General features: G+C 38.5%; 17 protein-coding genes. 6 read left to right on the top strand and 11 right to left on the bottom strand.

Annotated elements, in window-relative coordinates:
• Positions 1-80: 80 nt before the first annotated feature.
• Positions 81-437, bottom strand: coding sequence for a holo-ACP synthase (gene acpS, locus GS400_RS01620; RefSeq protein ID WP_160098510.1), 357 nt, complete (start codon positions 435-437; stop codon positions 81-83).
• Between the two features lie 145 nt (positions 438-582).
• On the opposite strand from acpS, the gene GS400_RS01615 reads away from it, so the two are divergent.
• Both GS400_RS01615 and GS400_RS01610 read left to right on the top strand, forming a co-directional pair.
• On the top strand, positions 583-1350 hold the full coding sequence (locus tag GS400_RS01615) for a rhomboid family intramembrane serine protease (RefSeq protein WP_160098508.1): 768 nt from the start codon (positions 583-585) through the stop codon (positions 1348-1350).
• 384 nt (positions 1351-1734) lie between these two features.
• Positions 1735-2598 carry an esterase/lipase family protein gene (locus tag GS400_RS01610; protein WP_160098507.1) on the top strand — a complete coding sequence of 288 codons (864 nt, stop codon included), beginning with the start codon at positions 1735-1737 and terminating at the stop codon, positions 2596-2598.
• Positions 2599-2786: 188 nt separating this feature from the next.
• Here the strand turns inward: GS400_RS01610 and GS400_RS01605 are convergent, their stop codons facing one another.
• The 3 genes from GS400_RS01605 to GS400_RS01595 are packed head-to-tail and all read right to left on the bottom strand — an operon-like array spanning position 2787 to position 6192.
• Positions 2787-4031 carry a hypothetical protein gene (locus tag GS400_RS01605; protein WP_160098505.1) on the bottom strand — a complete coding sequence of 415 codons (1245 nt, stop codon included), beginning with the start codon at positions 4029-4031 and terminating at the stop codon, positions 2787-2789.
• Positions 4028-5191, bottom strand: coding sequence for a DUF58 domain-containing protein (locus GS400_RS01600; RefSeq protein WP_236561097.1), 1164 nt, complete (start codon positions 5189-5191; stop codon positions 4028-4030). The genes GS400_RS01605 and GS400_RS01600 overlap by 4 nt, the downstream gene beginning before the upstream one ends.
• A 47-nt stretch (positions 5192-5238) precedes the next feature.
• Complete coding sequence (locus GS400_RS01595) at positions 5239-6192, bottom strand: AAA family ATPase (RefSeq protein WP_160098501.1); 954 nt, start codon at positions 6190-6192, stop codon at positions 5239-5241.
• Between the two features lie 253 nt (positions 6193-6445).
• Here GS400_RS01595 and GS400_RS01590 point away from each other — a divergent pair, with 253 nt between their 5' ends.
• Positions 6446-7621 (top strand): MFS transporter, encoded by a 1176-nt coding sequence (locus GS400_RS01590; RefSeq protein ID WP_160098499.1) that lies wholly within the window; start codon positions 6446-6448, stop codon positions 7619-7621.
• Between the two features lie 67 nt (positions 7622-7688).
• Here the strand turns inward: GS400_RS01590 and GS400_RS01585 are convergent, their stop codons facing one another.
• Positions 7689-9230: a degradosome RNA helicase CshA gene (locus GS400_RS01585; RefSeq protein WP_255454152.1), complete on the bottom strand. Its 1542-nt coding sequence runs from the start codon at positions 9228-9230 to the stop codon at positions 7689-7691.
• A 284-nt stretch (positions 9231-9514) separates the two neighbouring features.
• Here GS400_RS01585 and GS400_RS01580 point away from each other — a divergent pair, with 284 nt between their 5' ends.
• Positions 9515-10426: a DMT family transporter gene (locus GS400_RS01580; RefSeq protein WP_160104486.1), complete on the top strand. Its 912-nt coding sequence runs from the start codon at positions 9515-9517 to the stop codon at positions 10424-10426.
• 47 nt (positions 10427-10473) lie between these two features.
• Positions 10474-11328 carry a DegV family protein gene (locus tag GS400_RS01575; protein WP_160098497.1) on the top strand — a complete coding sequence of 285 codons (855 nt, stop codon included), beginning with the start codon at positions 10474-10476 and terminating at the stop codon, positions 11326-11328.
• 728 nt (positions 11329-12056) lie between these two features.
• On the opposite strand, the gene GS400_RS01570 is transcribed toward GS400_RS01575, so the two are convergent.
• The 4 genes from GS400_RS01570 to GS400_RS01555 all read right to left on the bottom strand — a co-directional run bounded on the left by GS400_RS01570 (position 12057) and on the right by GS400_RS01555 (position 15046).
• The gene (locus GS400_RS01570; RefSeq protein WP_160098495.1) at positions 12057-13331 is read right to left on the bottom strand and encodes an MFS transporter; all 1275 of its coding nucleotides are present in this window, start codon (positions 13329-13331) and stop codon (positions 12057-12059) included.
• An 89-nt stretch (positions 13332-13420) separates the two neighbouring features.
• Positions 13421-13831 (bottom strand): YppG family protein, encoded by a 411-nt coding sequence (locus tag GS400_RS01565; protein ID WP_160098493.1) that lies wholly within the window; start codon positions 13829-13831, stop codon positions 13421-13423.
• 125 nt (positions 13832-13956) lie between these two features.
• Positions 13957-14235, bottom strand: a complete 279-nt coding sequence (locus GS400_RS01560; protein ID WP_160098491.1) for a glutaredoxin family protein — start codon at positions 14233-14235, stop codon at positions 13957-13959.
• Positions 14236-14419: 184 nt separating this feature from the next.
• Positions 14420-15046, bottom strand: coding sequence for an SDR family oxidoreductase (locus GS400_RS01555; RefSeq protein ID WP_160098489.1), 627 nt, complete (start codon positions 15044-15046; stop codon positions 14420-14422).
• Positions 15047-15210: 164 nt separating this feature from the next.
• Between GS400_RS01555 and GS400_RS01550 the strand changes: the two genes are divergently transcribed.
• A complete protein-coding gene (locus tag GS400_RS01550; RefSeq protein WP_160098487.1) occupies positions 15211-16308 on the top strand; it encodes an SDR family oxidoreductase in 1098 nt (365 codons plus the stop codon).
• 55 nt (positions 16309-16363) lie between these two features.
• On the opposite strand, the gene abc-f is transcribed toward GS400_RS01550, so the two are convergent.
• Both abc-f and GS400_RS20415 read right to left on the bottom strand, forming a co-directional pair.
• On the bottom strand, positions 16364-18235 hold the full coding sequence (abc-f, locus tag GS400_RS01545) for a ribosomal protection-like ABC-F family protein (RefSeq protein ID WP_160098485.1): 1872 nt from the start codon (positions 18233-18235) through the stop codon (positions 16364-16366).
• A gap of 176 nt (positions 18236-18411) precedes the next feature.
• Positions 18412-18507: an RAxF-45 family protein gene (locus tag GS400_RS20415; protein ID WP_370519789.1), complete on the bottom strand. Its 96-nt coding sequence runs from the start codon at positions 18505-18507 to the stop codon at positions 18412-18414.
• Positions 18508-18570: the final 63 nt, after the last annotated feature.

The following is an 18570-nucleotide window of genomic DNA, read 5'->3' as shown; positions in this document are numbered from 1 at the left end:
ACTAGCCTTCGAAAGAAAGTGTAAAGTGCGTTTAGTGATGGCACACATAGATGAAAAATTATCGCTTGCTCCGAATGAAGTTAACCCTCTAATACAACTTGCGCAATGGCATGAGACTGACTATGAGAGATTGAAACCCATACTTTATAAGGACAGTTCTTCACTTTCATCTTAGGGGCTCCTTGATCTGATTTCGTAATAGAGATATCTTGGAATGAAAACTCCTTCCCTATTCCTGTACCCATCGCTTTACCTAGAGCTTCTTTTGCCGCAAAACGTCCTGCCACAAATTCAGCTTTTCTATGGTCTGCTTTTAGTGCGTTATATAAAGTCTTTTCATTTTCTGTTAATATACGGTCAATAAACTTTTGATTGGATTGAATACTTCTTTCAACCCGATCAATTTCTATTAAATCTATCCCAATTCCTTTAATCACAGTACCACCATCTTTCTATCACTATTCATTTTTATGTAGGTTTATAATTTTGTGAGCGGTTCATAACATGAATAAGCTTTTTTCATTGTATAATGAGAGTAATGAATAGTTAAGGACTATTACTTATAAGTAAGGAGAACTCATTATGTTTCGTCGTTCAGAATCATTTCAGGAATTTATTCGATTTTATCCTATTGTATCCTTTTTAGTTGGACTTCATTTCTTTTTATGGTTAACAACGGATTTCTTAATGCTCTCACCTTTTGTAGCATTGGAAAACTCGGCTGAATTAAACAATTATTATGTAGCCAACGGTGAATATTGGCGTCTCGTAACTCCAATCTTCTTCCATTATGGTTTCGGTCACGCATTGTTTAATTCCTTTTCTCTTGTATTGTTTGGCCCTGCGTTAGAGCAAATGCTGGGTAAACCTAAGTTTATTTTTGCCTACTTAGCAACAGGTATTATCGGAAACCTTGGCTCTTTCTTCTTCGGGCCTATGAATGTTGTATCCGTAGGGGCATCAGGTGCAATCTTCGGACTATTTGGGATCTACTTATATATGATTTACGCACGAAAAGAACTTATTGACCAAGCGAATACTCAAATTATTCTTACGATATCGGTGATTGCTCTTGTAATGACGTTCCTTCGTTCAAACATTAATATTTATGGGCACATTTTCGGACTTGTTGGTGGGCTTGTTGTTGCTCCACTCGTTTTAAGAAATGCTCAACCATTTTCACAATGGCGAAATGTAAGGCGTAGACGAAATCATACAGACGGTGACATTGCTTTCGATCCAAACCGCTGGAAGAAAAGACGCTTCCCTATGAAAAAGTATTTGCCGAAGCTTTTTTGGGGGATACTTATATTGCTAGTCGTGTTCGGGTTAATTCAACGAGTATTGTAAAGAATGTTTCATTTCAAACGCTTATACTACCCCCTTATCAAAAGGAGGTAGTTTTTTTTGCTTTTAAAATTTGTTTTGCATGAAATGAGTGGAGATCACATGCTCAAGAACCAAATAGGATAAGCATTGAGAGGGGGCTCTTGTCCGTCTCGAAAAAATCAATCGAGCTAGCAAAACAATCAGTTTAACAGCTCACAATTTCAGATATTAATCTACTAAATAATACTTACCGCTTTCCCCAAGAGGTCATAGCACTTGTATCCACGGTCTGTATAGCGATTCTTCTCTACCAGTCGTTTTCTATATCCAACACCTATGATAGGCTATCTTTAAAAAGCACTACTTAAATATGATCAATGATCTAAGATTGGAGACTATTATTTGATGAAAAATGTTGTGTTTATGACTGCAATTTCTTTGTTTATGTTTACTTTACTATCTACGGAAATGGACAAAGCTAAGGCTGATACCTCAGGGAGTTTCTTGTTAGAAGAAGGCGTTCCACCCGTTGGAGCAAATGACCCCACCTGCCAACCTGATGAAGCTCACCCTTTCCCTGTCGTGCTTGTACCGGGAACTTTTGAATCAATGGCTCAAAACTGGGCTGACCTTGCTCCATTATTAAAAGAAAAAGGATATTGTGTCTACTCTTTAAACTATGGTTATACAACGGCTGGCTATGGCACAGGACCAATAGAGGATTCAGCAATGGAACTGAAAACTTTCATTGAAAATGTTCTTCAACATACGGGTTCAGAGAAAGTTTCAATTGTCGGTCACAGCCAAGGAGGAATGATGCCCCGTTATTACCTTAAATTCTTAGGTGGTGCTGAAAAAGTGGATGATCTAATTGGACTTGCCCCTTCCAATCACGGTACAGAGGGGTTAGGAGGATTGGAGGACGCAACAGATACGAGTGCAGACCTTATAAGCGATTGTACCGCTTGTCGTCAGCAGTTAATTGGTTCAGAATTCCTAGAAAAATTGAATGAAGGGGATGAAACCCCTGGGAAGGTTTCCTATACAAACGTAGCGACCGAAATAGATGAAGTTATAGTTCCTTACACTTCTTCTTTTCTAAAAGAATCAAAGGAAGTATCAAACATTACGTTGCAGGATTATTATCCACTTGATCTAGTTGAGCACTCGGCAATCAGTTATGATCTGAATGCTTTTAACTTCGTTTTCGATGCACTAGCCCATGAGGGACCTTCGAATCCTGATAGAGCGGTAGATCTCTTAAAGTAGGTAAGAGAAGACAGGTGCACTGTCCCTTGAATGTTTTGATTAAATAAAAACCAACTAAATGAATTAGAATTTGTGACGATAGAAGAGAATTTTCCTCATCACCATTTGTGACCCAAATATGAAAAAGCTTATCGAAAAAACCAAGGGATCCTCTACAAGCTGAAAGCACCCTTTTTAGGGTGCTTTTCTTATTCTGTATCCTTTTTATACTTAGACTTTTCTAATAAAGACTTTCGCAATTGCTGCAAGTCTTGTTTAAACCGTTCTACTTCTTGCTGCGTCAATGATGTTTCATCACCATAGCGAACCTTTTGGTAGACTTCTACATTCGCATTCTTCACGCCTAATCGTTCAAACCAATCCTCAATGGTTTCATAGTTTTTCCTTCCAAAACCTTTCTTTTGAGCAAAGCGTTCGAAATCAAAAAACAGCTGGCGTACAGGGTTTTCAGGCTTACGACCGAAGAACTTAGAGATTTTATCCCTCAGTGAACTTTTCTCATGAGTTGTCCATTTCGATGTCATACTTGCTTCATCTGACTCAGGGTCTTTTCTTTTCTCCATCACTTTTTTACGAATAAGAACAATCGCCACAATAATAGCGACCACTATAATGATGGATAAGAAACTCCAATAAATCGTTTCCCCTGCATTTTCAGCACCGACAGTGTTTTTCGTCTTATCTGTAAAAGGTGAATCAGGCTTTTCCATCTTTATATCATCTTGTTGACTTTCTTTTATCCTTTCTTCTAACTGTCCTATTGCAGCCAGATCAATACCAAGAAAGTCAAGGAAGTTCACTACACCCAACATTCCATATGAAAATATATTAGCTAATAAAGTAAGCGCACCATTCCACATTCTCTCTAACCCATTATAAGCTGAGTAGGAGATTCCTGTAATAAGGAGGAAGGCTCCCCCAATCACACCAATTTGAGCGAAAGGCTTTTGATTAGAGTTCGAGATTTTAATACTCACAACATGACTTAGCATATGGCCAAATATCAATACGGAAACCTGTAATCCTATCATCAGATACATCGCAAAATCTGTAATGAGTAATGACTCAATTAAGGCAAGAAATAAACCAAGCATAATTAAACGATACTCATGGTCCATTCCTTCTTCTTGTAGGTGTCGAATAAAACGCCAACTAAAGAAGGCAGCCATCGCAATAGCAATAAGCAACGAGTAACCCATAACCACAAATAACATCACCGCTACTGGTGCATAGATCAAAAATGGGATGTACGTGTCTGTAACACGTGTAAATAATACCAATATAATCGTTGTCCCCACTACCGCTATAATATAACTCCCCAATGGTAATTGAAGATCCCTAAAGTAATAGAAAGGGACTAACAACAGGTAAAACAGAAATGCTTCTCCTAAGAACTGATAGATTCGAACGATTGTGAGGTTAGCTGTAATCACTGCGCAGCCACCTCCTTCACTACGTCTCCCAGATAAGCTCCTTCTTCATACTCCTTAATGTGATAAACGCTCATTCGTTTCTTTTCCCATGTTCTTGCATACATTTCAGCTTCTGGGGTTACTTCTCCAAACAAGAAAAGTGTCTTCGGCTTATATAAATCTTGATCAACACGATATAGCAGATTTTCATATGGTAGGATTAACTCCTCTGTATTTACCCTCGCTAAGAATTCAAGAGCGTGTCGTAAATGTTCCTTCCCTATTCCTTCATGAAGATAAAAATAAGGAGGAGATCCTGCCTTTCGTGCATTAATATGAATCTCATAAGCATAGCCTTTTTCAGTAGCAAACTGACACATATATGTGACATAAGAAAGGATGTTTTCAATGTTATGACTAACATAGGTGTTTCGCATTCTGGTTGATTCAGAGATGTTTACGACAAATACCCATGTTATATCATGAACACGTTCGTACAGCTTCGTTTGTAATGACTGTATTCTGGCTGATGCCTTCCAATTAATACGGTGGAACGGATCAGAGGGCAGATAATCCCGAGTTCCTATTGGACTAAGTTGATCTTCGAATGGAGAGAATGTCGTTCTTTGAGAACCAATTGTTACATGGAAACGTTCCTCTAACCCTTTCACAGGTAATGGTGTCGGATAAATAATGAATTCCGTTCTATAAAAATCCCGAAAAAACAACGTGATATTCTCGAAGCTCATTAAATGCGGAAAATGATACTCTATCTCATTCAGCCTGGTCACACCACGTTTTTGAGCTTTCATATTTACTGAGACAGCAGCATCACCTTTATCAATAATAGATAAAGGAATTTCATATAAATTGGTTTTCTTATGGCCCACCGTAAAAAAGCGATCATTCTGAATAACATGATTCGCATAGAATTGGAACTTCCCGTTGATGATAGGAAGCCTCGACGAGTTTTGTAACCGAAGATCCATTTCTACTTCATCCCCAGGAAACAACCTATACGTTCTTCTTTTATTAACTAAAGTGATTCCATGCCCTACATACTTATCATACATTTTGCTCAAGAAAACAAAAGCAAACACAACGCCTACTACTAAGTACACATTTGGTTTATTAGTAAGAAGCGCCAGTACAGCTATCGACACACAAAGTGAAATAAGCATGTCGTAAGTGGATTCTAGATTCCCCCCAAATTCTTTTTTCCACTGCCTCACTTTCCTTCGCCTACTTCCACTGGAACTTCAATGGAATTTAAGATCTCCTCGACAATCTCTTCAGGCTTCTTTCTAATAGAGCCTTCCATAGAAAGAATAAGACGATGTTCAAATACATATGGAGCTAACTCTTTTACATCTTCAGGTGTTACATACTGACGCCCTCTGATATAAGCTCTCGCTTGAGTAGCACGCATTAAAGCTAAAGCTCCACGTGTACTAATCCCTAAATCAATATCAGGACTATTTCGTGTTTCTGTCACAAGAGCTAGCAAATAGTCGTGAACAACTTCTGAAACCTTGACCTCTTTCACTTGTTCCTGCATCGATAAAATCATCTCAGGAGTTAATGTAGCTTGAAGTTCATCTAACGGTTCGTTCATCTGATATTCAATGAGGATATTTTTCTCCTCTTCTCTCGTTGGGTACCCCATGTCCACTTTAAACAGGAAGCGGTCAAGCTGTGCTTCTGGAAGTGGAAATGTTCCATAGTTACTTTCTACTGGGTTTTGTGTTGCAATAACGAAAAACGGTGGGTTAATCGAAATCGTTTCCCCATCGATTGTTGTTTGATGCTCTTCCATTACCTCTAGTAACGAAGACTGTGTCTTTGGTGTGGCACGGTTAATTTCATCCGCCAATAACACATTGGTCATAACAGGACCCATACGTAATTCGAATTCCTGTGTCTTCGGGTTAAAGAATTGAATGCCAGTTACATCACTTGGCAAAACATCTGGAGTGAACTGAATACGACGGAATTCCCCGTCAATCACCTTCGCAAAACTCTTTGCTAATTTCGTTTTCCCAGAACCTGGGACACTCTCTAATAAAACTTGCCCTTTTGCTAGCAAGGACGTAAACAATAATTCTACAACATCACTTTTTCCTAAAATAACTTTTCCTATGTTTTCAATACCCTCTTGTATTTGTTTGTTTTGTTGACCCATATGTAAATTTCCCCCTTTTTCTCATTCACCCATTGTAACAGCAATTGTCTAAAAATTCCTTTATTTTTCAAATGTTTAAAGGAACCACCTCCTAAAAACGCATTAAAACGCTTTCTAAACCACTTCCAATTTTTTATTCACTTTAAAACGTTTACATTTATTTTTATCGTTTTACTAAAAAAATGTGTGGGAATACCCCGAACAGAAAATCAGTTTAACAGAGTAAAGCATTACAACTTAGGAGGTAAACAACATGTCTAGAGGAAAAGCAATACATGCTTTAATCATTTTAATGTTCACGCAATTTATATCAGGCGGTGTGACAAATACAAAAGGAATTGTACTCGATCAAGTCGAAAAGGATTTAGGGCTTGATATGAGTCAGTTCGGTCTAGTTGTATTCATATTCCAGTTAGGGTTCACGTTAGCCAGTGTGCTTATTGGATATTATACTGATAAAAAAGGTTTACGAATGATGACGATTATAAGTTCCATCATTATGGGGTTAGGTTTCTTAGGAACAGGTATAGCACCTAATATTTTATTTTTCCTCGGTTTCTATATGATTGTCGGGTTTGGCCTAGGGGCCCTTGGAGTAGCTTCAAATGCTATCGTCCCTGCAGCGTATCCTCAAAAGCAAAATCAAATGTTCAACTTAGCTATGGGGGTGTACGGCCTTGGAATGGTTGTGTTTCCTCAGATTCTTAACTATCTATTCCAATTTGCTTCTTGGAGATATTTTTACATCGGAATTGCGGTAAGCTTAATTGCTGTTATTGTATATATAACATCAGTGAAATTCCCATCTGGTAAGGTGGAAAAAATTAACCTTAAAGCATTTATCCCTATGCTGCGAGATGCACAATTCGTATTTTTACTATTCTTCCTTATGTTTGAAGTATCTGCTGAAGTATCCTTTATGAACTTCTTTCCAACTTACCTAAAATCCTTAGATCTAGGGGGCTTATCAACGTCAGCCAAAGAAGATATGGTAGCGTTAATCCTTTCTATATTCTCAGTATTTTTCACGATCGGTCGCCTAGGTGTTGCCTACTTGACCAATTATATAAACGAACGCCTTATTCTTATTACATTCTCTATAGGGTCTTTAGTTATGGTTGTCATCAGCTTTCTATTCGCAAATAGCTTTCCATACCTTTTCGCTGGTGCAGGACTCTTCTTCTCTACACTATTTCCGACAGCGACCGCTTTCGGAACACAGTTATCCAAAACAGGTGGATCTGCATTAGGACTGATCTACATTGCAGCTGGTATAGGTGGAGGTATTGCCGGTTACATTGTCGGATTGGCATCTGAGATATTTGGTCAAAAAGGTGGTTTCAGTATCGTAATCATCTTCCTTGCCCTTATGATGATCACATCGTTCTTTATGAACAGCTCGAAATCTCGTCAAAAACAAAGTAGTTAAGACAATGTCAACTTAAAATTCACCATAAGAAAAACGACTCTCGAGACGAGAGTCGTTTTTTATTATCTTATGATTCGTTTCCTTGATTACGGCGACGGTTGTTTTGTTGGTTTCGGTTACGGCCTCCACCTTTGTAGTTGCCATTACCTTTATAACCGCCTTTACCTTTGTAACCATTTCCACCTTTGTTATAGCCACCTTTATAACCACCTTTTCCGTTTCGGTCGTTACGATGGCCGCGTCCTTTACCCTTACCTTTGTACTTATCATTCTTAGCTTGTTTCACACTAATTGGTGATAAGGAAGTAAGCTTAACAGGAACATCTTTTCTTTCTTTTGTAAGCATCTTCAATGCTGCAGAAAGAACTGTAACGGAATCATACTCTTCAAGAAGATCAGCGGCAGTTGATTGGTAAGTCTCTAAATTATTGGATTCGATTGTCTGTCTTAACTTATCAATCGTTACTTGCTGCTGTCCTTTATTCGCTTCATCATATGAAGGAATAGGACGACGTTCAATTTTACGTCCTGTTGTCTTTTCGATTAAGTGTAGGTGAGCCATTTCTCTTGGTGTGATGAACGAAACAGCATACCCTTCATTTCCTGCACGTCCTGTACGGCCGATTCGGTGTACATAGCTTTCTGGATCTTGTGGGATATCAAAGTTAAATACGTGAGTAACGCCAGAGATATCAAGACCACGTGCAGCCACATCTGTCGCAACAAGAACATCAATTTTTCCATTCTTGAATTTCTTCAGTACGTCCATACGTTTTTTCTGAGTTAAGTCACCATGAATGCCTTCAGCACGGAATCCGCGAGCATTCAATCCGTCTGTAACTTCGTCTACACGTTTTTTCGTACGTCCGAACACAATTGATAGTTCAGGTACATGAATGTCAAGAAGACGTGTTAGTGTATCGAACTTCTTAGCTTCATTTACTTCGACAAAGTATTGATCAATCTTCTCAACCGTCATTTGCTTCGCTTTTAGCTTAACGGTTTCTGGTTTTTTCATCATTTTGGTTGCAATTTCATGAATTTCTTTAGGCATTGTTGCAGAGAACAATAGCGTTTGACGCTGTTCAGGAACAGCTTTCAAAATATCTTTAATGTCTTCAATGAAGCCCATGTTTAACATTTCATCTGCTTCATCTAGAACAGTTGTATGAATGTTATTTAATGAAATCGTTTTGCGACGAATATGATCTAATAAACGACCAGGTGTTGCTACTACAATTTGAGGTCCTTGCTTCAAGGAACGAATTTGACGTCCCATATCTGAACCGCCATAAACAGGTAGTACCTGAATACCTTTATAACGACCATATCGGTTTAATTCTGTAGCCACTTGCATAGCTAGCTCGCGGGTTGGTGCAATAACTAGTCCTTGAGTCTTCTTTAGATCCTGATTGATTTTTTCAATCAATGGAATCCCGAAGGCAGCTGTTTTACCAGTTCCCGTTTGTGCTTGTCCTATGACATCTCTTCCATCCATCGCAAGAGGAATCGTTTGTTCTTGTACTGGAGTTGCTTCTTCAAACCCCAGCTCTTCGACGGCCTTTAAAACTGATTTGGATAAACCTAATTGATTAAATGTTGTTGTCACTTTATTATTTCTACTCCTTTATTGTCTTCTTTACAACCAAAGAAAACCACGTAAAAAAGCCATCCTCACAGTTGGAAGAGGGCTTTCGGTACGAGAATGATTTAATACCATCTTACCACACCATAGTAAGTTCGGCAATTCACCCTAGTTTAAAGTACATTTTCTTTTCTATCAATGATAAAATGAAAAAAAGTGGAGTCTATGCCTTGGTAAATAGAGGATATAATGATTTTATATTACCATTTATCATTGAAGAATTTGCTCAAGTTTGGAGTTGGTCTCTAGTGGAAAAACCGCCATTCAACCCTTATGTTGCTGTAGTTATTGGAGTGCTCTCCGTATCCACTGCTGCCGTACTTGTTAAACTAGCTGAATCTGCACCAGCCTCTATCATTGCTAATTATCGTTTACTTTTTGCTGTACTTATTATGGCTCCTTATGTGCTAACTAAACACTTGCATGAGTTTAAGTCAATCACAAAGCGAGATTGGATGCTCGCTTCAATATCAGGGGTGTTTCTCGCATTCCATTTTATTTTGTGGTTCGAGTCATTAAACTATACATCTGTCGCAAGTTCAGTTGTTTTAGTTACATTGCAACCCATCTTCGCATTTTTAGGAACATTTATTTTTTTTAAAGAAAAATTTACAATTGGAGCAATACTAAGTATGACGATTGCTTTAACAGGAAGTGTCATTATCAGTTGGGGCGACTTTCAAATAAGCGGACTAGCTTTATGGGGGGATATTTTAGCTCTATTCGGTGCTATAATGGTAACAGGTTATTTTTTGTTGGGACAAAATGTTCGAAAACGACTCCATTTAATGACTTATACATTTGTAGTTTATGGGATAAGCTCCCTTACATTAATCTTGTATAATGTATTTTTACAACAACCTTTTACAGGTTATCCAGCTGATCACTGGTGGGTATTTTTAGCACTTGCCATCATACCAACATTTTTTGGACATACATTATTTAACTGGGCCTTAAAATGGGTAAGTACCTCCACCATATCGATGAGTATTGTATTTGAGCCAGTTGGAGCTTCTATCTTGGCCTATTTTATTTTAGGAGAAATGATTACTTGGTCCCAATGGCTCGGGGGTTCCATCGTTATATTAGGTTTAAGCCTATTTATCATAAGTACTACAAAAAAACACAAGCCTAAAATTACGCATTCTACTGAAATGTAAAGCATCTTTAGGCTATTATCTAATAAAATAAAAGCAGGTGATGTTCAATGCAGATTCAAATCATGACAGACAGTGGTGCTGATCTTACTAAGGCCCTTGTCGAACGCTATAATATTAAGATTGTTCCTTTAAATGTTCACTTCGGAGATGAGCAATTTCAAAGCGGTGTGGACATCGACATTCCTACATTTTACGAGAAAATGAAAGGTTCTGAAGAGCTTCCTACAACATCCGCGCCAGCTCCATATGCCTTTTATGAAGCTTATAAAGAAGTGGACCCAGAAGTTCCCATTCTAATGCTCTCTCTTTCCCAAGAGTTAAGTACAACTCATGATAATGCTGTTGCTGGAAAGAATATGCTTCTAGAAGAAGAACCATCAAGGAATATTGTAGTTCTAAATACGAAGACAGCTACTTCGGGAATGACGCTCTTAGTAGATGAGGCAGGTAGATGCGTTGAAGAAGATATGGAATTTGGTGCACTTGTTCAACACATGGAAGAGCGCATTGAGCAAACAGCAACCCTTATTTTCTTAAGAACGGTTGAAAACCTTATCAAAGGTGGACGCCTTGATCGTTTTAAAGGGACAATTGCCAAGACATTAAATATTAAGATCCTGATGAAAAAGAGTGATATCGGGACAATTGAAGTTGCTGAAAAAGTCCGAGGAAACAAAAAAGCAATACGCCGTTTCTTAGAGCAAATCGGTGAATACACGAAAAATTTTGAGGACAAAGTTATTGCTGTTTCCTATAGCACTACTGAAGAAAAAGCAAAAAGCTTCATCGGTGAAATCAAAGATCGTTACGCCTTTAAAGATTCCATTTTAACCGAAATGGGTCCACTAATCGCTACACACGCTGGCGAAGGTGGTTATGTAATTTCGTTCTTTAGAGATTAAGGTTGATAGACGCTTGGTTATGGCCAAGCGTCTTTTTTTTATCTTGTAGTGATTAATCTAGGATGAGCTTTATTCAGCTTTATGGCAGGATTGTTGAAGACTTGAAACTGAGAGGAGTCCGTTGCTGTTGAGTAATTTGTTGCGGTCAGTGAAACGGCAAGCCTGTTGTTGCCCCACACGACGTGGGATAGTTCTACGTTGCCACATGATGTGGCGGTTTTAGTAGAACCTCAATTGTATAGCCTCCTCGTTCCTGCGGGGTCTCGTCTTGCCTTTGCTACCACGACAGTTTGCCGTTTCCTTCCCTCCACGCGTTTATAGAGACTAACGGACCAGTATTTGGACTTTCCCACCTCATATTGATTGGAAATCATATTCAGAGAAGTTGCTCAGACCCCTGTCTTGATAGGATTATACTACCTGGAATTAGAACACCTCATCCCTGAACTACGGCGGTTCCGTTAGTCACCATTCGGTAAAGGTGGGCTGTGGAACGGGTTGACTCCAGCGGAAGAACGGAGTGACGAGACCCCGCAGAGAGCTTGCGAACGAGGAGGCTCGGCGCTTCGTCCGCAGGAAAGCAACCCGTTCCACAGCCCGCCGATCTGCAAAAAAGCAACGGAACCATACGCACTTTATCTCGAATCCAAGTCTTCCACATAAGGGGGCTTTAAAAGAGTAACTACACAAAAAAGCTCAGAACATATAATTCTGAGCTTCTTCTTTTTCTATTTAGCCGTATAAGATGGTTTAGGAGATAGCAATGAAAATACGGCTGCGATCAATGGGAATATAATCATAACCCAAAGGATTTCTTGATAACCTCCGAACCAATCATAAAACAACCCAAATGGTAGAGGTCCAAATGCAGAACCAATAACCATAACAGTTTGGGCTAGCCCCTTAATACTTCCTAAATGTTCCCGACCAAAGTAATTCGGCCAAACAATATTGAGAACAATCCGTTCAAAACCATTTACAAGCCCCCATACAACACCATAGATCACTGCTCCCTTAAAGCTTCCAACCTGCAATAGAATAAGTAAAGCAATGATATGTCCAACAAATGTAATAGCTAACACGTAGTGAACGGATATACGATCAACCAAATAACCGACAACAAAAGTAACCGGGAATCCAACAATGGCCATGGTCGATAAGACAAGGGCTGCAGTGGCATCCGATAACCCTTTCCCTTCTGCGATAGCTAATAAGTGGAAAGTTACTCCTGTATTCACAAGCGCTGGTACACTCACGCAAAATAGGATCAACCAAAAAGCACGCGTACGCATAGCTTCTTTTAATGTCCAACTAACTTCATTTATGTCTACATTGGATTCACTTTCTGAACCATCAGAACGTTTTTTAGGCGTCCCATCCGGAACCTCTCCTATATCCTTGGGTTGATTTCGAACTAAAAAGAAAGCTAATGGAACAAAAATAACAAGAAGGGCTATTCCCCAATATGTCCATGTTGCTCTCCAACCAAATGAATTAATTAACCATGTATTTAAAGGAGGAAGCAATGCGGAGCTCACAAATCCTCCTATAGCCATAATACTTAACGCACGCCCTCTTTTTCTTATAAACCATTGAGGGACCAATGTATTCGGTAGCAATGTCATGGATCCTTGGCCAAATAACCGAAGCATAAAAAAACCTAGAAACATCATTACGGGGCCGATAAGAGCGCCATTCCAAAAACATGCTAAGGCCAAAAGTAGTCCAACCGACGTCATCATTATACGTTGTCCCATCTTATCAACAAGGCGACCAACCATAAAAAGTGTCAAACCTGCAAGTAAGGTAGCTGTTGAATAAAGACCTGAAACTAGTGAACTCGAGTAATTAAAATCTTCTATGTATCTCTCGCTAAATATTGAGACCGAATACGTTTGACCAGGGCCAGAAAAGAAAACACTTAACCCTGCTATAAAAACAACAACCCACCCATAATAAAAACGTGTCTTGAACGGAGCTTGTTCGTTTTTTTGCACATTCATGAGGCTCACCCCTTTCCCCTTATAATAGTAAAGGAAATTTAAGGTGCCTGTCACTTGTCATACTCTCAACAAGTAACAGGCACCTTAGATTATTTTACAAATAAAGATCCAAGACTTTTCACTAGTGGACTGAATTGGTTAGCGGTATTTGCCATTTGCCCCATAGTAGAGAGCATTTTATCAAGATCTAACTGGCCGTTCTTATCCTGAAAGTATTGAATAAACCCTTTTGGAGCTTGCATTTGTCCGTATTGTGGAAATTGCTGTTCTAATGAATAATATGGGTTCCATTGGTTCGGCTGTGGTGGCTTTGTAAACTGTTCATAAGGACTTTGAAAGATAGGTGGCTTCATTTCCTGTTGTTCAGTGGGTTGAGGTTGCATCATATTCATTTGGTTTGGAACACCTTGAAAGCCTGGAAATGAATTTTGATTGGGATAAGGAGCTTGCATCGGCCGCGGCCCAAATGGTGGTTGTGGATATTGATTATACATATCCATAGGCACCTCCTAGAAATTAATGGTTATCTACCCATAGAATATGTAAGTGTGCTTGAGAAAGTGAAATAAAGTTAGACCATTCTAGAGCCATTAAAAAAAGGAGGTTGTCCACCTCCTTTTTTTTACTAATAACTTAAATTTCGTTGTCTAATATAAGTTGACACTTCATCAATGCCCAGTAACTTTTTGAACTTACGTTTTTGGAACCCTAATAACTTTTCACCATCAATAAAGGTTACCGGTGTTCCATAAACTTTATTTTCACGCATTTCCTTGTAATAAGCATCATTCTGAGAGATGTTTTTTTCTGTATAGTCAATGTCCCACTCATTTAAATGATTTAGTACCCTTTCACAATAATGACATCCATCACTGGTGTACACGACTACATTTGGTTTACTCATAGATGAATCCCCCAAACTTAATAGTTCTATTTACTTATATTTTCACATAACCTAATAACGTTCATAAATATATTTTTCTCTTACCCTTGAAACATAGATGTTAAACATATTCTCTAAAAAAATATTCAAATTCCCTACTTTTTTAGAAGGGCTAAGAAAAAAGAACTAGATACGACCTGCTACATTAAAGAGCTTGATCAATTTTAGTGCTTCCACTTAACAGATCATAGCTTTGTTTAACTGTTTGTGGAGATTGTAACGTTTGGACAAGCACATGTGCAACATCTTCCCTAGGGATGGAACCGAATTCATTTAAGTGTTCATCAATTTTCACGTTTCCAGTCCCTTTGTCATTTGTTAAACCACCAGGGCGTACGATTGTATAATCAAGTGCTGTTCCACGAAGAAAGGCATCTGCTCTACCTTTAGCAAATAAATAATGCCTCAATGCTTCCGGACCAACCTCTGGTCGATTAGCTGCCATTGAACTAAGCATCACAAACCGTTTAACACCAAAGTTCTCAGCAATTTTCATTGATTTGATCGCACCTTCTTGGTCGATCATAATGGTCTTATCAGCACCCGTATTCGGACCAGAACCAGCTGCGAAAATAACAGCATCTACTCCGTAATAAGCGTGATGAAAGTCTTTTTCCAAATCTGCAATTACAGTATTGGCACCACGTTCTTCAAAATATGGAATTTGATCTGTATCTCTAATCATCGCAATCGCTTCATGATTCTTATCTATTAATTTATCAATGACATGTTTACCAACTTGTCCATTAGCTCCAATAACAAGTACTTTCATGATCCAGATTCCTCCTTTATTGCAATCATTGTTCCCGTTTTATCATGACCTAAACGACAGAAACTTTTCGATGAAACAAAAATTCTTTTATTAAAAGAAGGATTCTGGAAAAAAGTGGCGAAAAATATACACATTAAGAATTCTTCAAAAGGGGTTACGTTTACATGAGCCATGTTTACTTTTTTACTGGATTCCCTGGATTTTTAACAAGCCGCCTTATCAAACAAGTTGTTCATGAAGAATTTCCAATAGATAAAATTTATTTATTCATCCTTCCATCCACCCGCAAACATGCCCAATCTAAGATCCATCAACTCTGTGAAGAACTCGATATTTCTCATCATTTATTTGAGCTCGTTGAAGGTGATATCACTAAGGATAACTTAGATTTAGCAGAATCGACTTCTGAAACATTGTTAAATTCTATTACACATGCCTATCATTTAGCTGCTATCTATGATCTTTCCGTACCGTATGAACCTGCCTATAATGTGAATGTTATTGGAACAAAACATGTTAATGAATGGTTATTACAAGCAAATCGTTTAGAACGATATACGTATTTTAGTACAGCCTATGTATCTGGAAAACGAACCGGAACGATTAAAGAATCAGATTTAAAACATGATCAAGGGTTTAAAAACCATTATGAGTCCACGAAATACGAGGCTGAGCTTTTAGTTCAAGACCTTAAAGGACAGCTACCAGTTACAATCATTCGACCTGGCATTGTGGTAGGAGATTCACAAACTGGACAAACATCTAAGTTTGATGGACCATACTTTATATTAAATCTGTTTGATCGCCTACATTTTCTGCCCACCATCCCCTACGTCGGAAAAGGGCACGCAGAAGCCAACTTTGTTCCAGTTGATTATGTGATTCGTGCATCTGTTTTTTTAAGTCACCACACAAATTCGATTGGGAAAACCTATCATCTGACAGATCCTAATCCGTACCAAAGTCATGAAGTCTATCGTATGTTAATGGAAGCATTGCTAGGGAAAACGCCTTCTTACAGGATCCCACTCCATGCAGCTAAACTTCCATTAAATCTCCTCCCGGTTCGTAGATGGTTAAATATCCAAAAGCAAACGATCCCTTACTTCATGTATAATTCACACTATGATACTAGTCTAGCTATGAGCGCATTAAATGGTACCGAAATTGAATGCCCTGATTTTGAAACAGTGATCCCACAACTCATTCATTTCTATAGATCTCATAAGCATGATGAAGATAAGAAGGTTACGATTTCTTAACTTTCATTAAAAAATAAAGGCTGCCTTTTATAATGCAGCCTTTTGCAAATTATACTTATTCATCCTTTTCCGCAATCCATGCATCATAATAACTCTCAAGTTCCGCCTCTACTTTCTCTTTTTCTTGCTGAAGCTCTATTAACTCCTCTGCATTCTCAGTTTGTCCCATCTCTTCCTCTAACTTTTGTAACTGTTGTTCTTTTTCTTCTATATACTTTTCTAGTTGAACATTATCCTTAGTAGGTTGTGATAGTTTTCCCATTGGCTCTTTAGGTTTCTCATCATGTCCCTCTTGAGGTTTCATGGCATCTAATTGTGCTTGCCATTTTAGACGAGCTTCCTCATATCTTCTCGGGAAGCGATATAGCTGTCCGTCATGCAGAAAAGCGGTTTCTGTAAAGCAACTATTAAGGAAGTAGCGGTCGTGGGACACCCCTAACACGGTTCCATTAAAGTTTTCTATTGCTTCCTCTAATACTTCCTGGGAATCAATATCTAAGTGATTGGTTGGTTCATCAAGAATCAGCAGATTTATATTCTGATGCATAAAGACAGCTAGTTTCAGACGCATTTGTTCACCGCCACTAAGCATTCCAATTCTTTGAAAAACAGCGTATCCAAAGAACATAAAACGAGCTAGAATCTGTCTTGCTTGACCTTCTGTTACTCGAACATGTTCTCGGAAGTATTCAATCATTTGCATGTTAGGATCTTCATGCTTCAAAGGTTCCTGGGGAAGGTAACCGATGGACACTTGCGCTCCAAGAGATATCTCTCCCCCATCAGGCTGTTCATCGCCGATAATCAATTTAAGAAAAGTTGACTTCCCACTCCCATTTCTCCCAACAATAGCTAGTCTTTCTTGATAACGAAGATGGAGATCAAGTCCTTGTAAAACAGGTGTATCACCATAAGTTTTCGTAATACTTCCTGCTACGATTACATCCTTCCCTGTACGATCTTCAGCATCAAAAGATAACCCCATTTTTTGAGGATCAAGATTCGGCTTATCAAGCTTCTCCATTCGTTCCAGTGCTCTTTCCATGTTACGTGCACGTTTATGAAGCTTTTCACTTGGTGGGTTTGCTTGATTCGCCCATATCTTTAGACGTTTAATCGCTTCTTTCATCTTCTTAATCTTCTTTTGCTGTTCTTGATAAGCCTTAAATTCAGCAAGCAATCTTTCTTCTTTCTCTTTAACATAAGAAGAAAAGTTCCCTATATAGACATTAATTTCTCCTTGATCCAAGTCATAAATTTTTTCCACGGTTTGATCAAGAAACTGACGATCATGGGAGATAATGCAAACGGCTCCTTCGTATTGCTGAATATAACTCTCTAACCATTCAATAGCATGTAAATCTAAATGGTTTGTTGGCTCATCCAAAAGCAATACATCAGGCTTTTCTAATAAAATCCTGGCGAGACCTGCTTTTGTTTTTTCTCCTCCACTTAAATTTTGAAAAGGAGAGAAAAGAAGATCCTCCAAATTAAGACCATGAGCAACCTTCTCAATTTGCGACTCCACCTCATATCCTCCAAGTCGCATGAACTCGTCCTGAAGGTTTCCATACTCCTCTATCGCACGCTCCATTTTCTTCTCATCTTGCATGTCTGTTTCCAATCTTTTCATTTTTTCTTGAATCGTCATTAAGCTTGAAAAACTCGACTTCAGATAATCGTGTACCGTTCCTGTGATGCCTTCTGGAATTTGACTTAAATATCCCACATTAGCCTGTTTCTTTATAAAAACTTTCCCTGAGTCAGGAGTTTCAATTTGATTAATAAGCTTGAAGATCGTTGTTTTACCACTGCCATTACGACCAACCAATCCAATTTTTTCTCCAGGCAGTATTTCAAAATTTAGGTTTTCAAATAATAGATCGCCACCGAGTATTTTCTTTATCTCTTTTAATGTAATTAACATATCCGTTTCCCTCCGTTATGAAAAATAAAAAAAGCCCGAGAATCTCTTAGATTTCTCAGGCTTCAAAACGAAGAACACGACACCCCAATAAAAAACCACACATGTATTGAGATGTGTGGGGACAAATGTCATTATTCTTCCTTGCGCTTTTAAGATGGAATAAGAGATCCACACAGTCATAATTTAGTTGCTAAAAAGGGCATACGTGTCCCGTCAGCAACAAATTCATGAGTTTGCGCACGGTAAAAATATAGTGATTTACTAACAATCATGCGCTTATCTGTGTGTAACATCTCTTTTCCACCTCCTTTTTTCATAACGTGTGATTTCTTATA

Origin of the sequence: Pontibacillus sp. HMF3514 (assembly GCF_009858175.1) — a bacterium.
Taxonomy (GTDB): domain Bacteria; phylum Bacillota; class Bacilli; order Bacillales; family BH030062; genus Pontibacillus.
The sequence above is the reverse complement of the archived record's forward strand: the minus strand, read 5'-3'. Positions and strand labels throughout refer to the sequence as shown.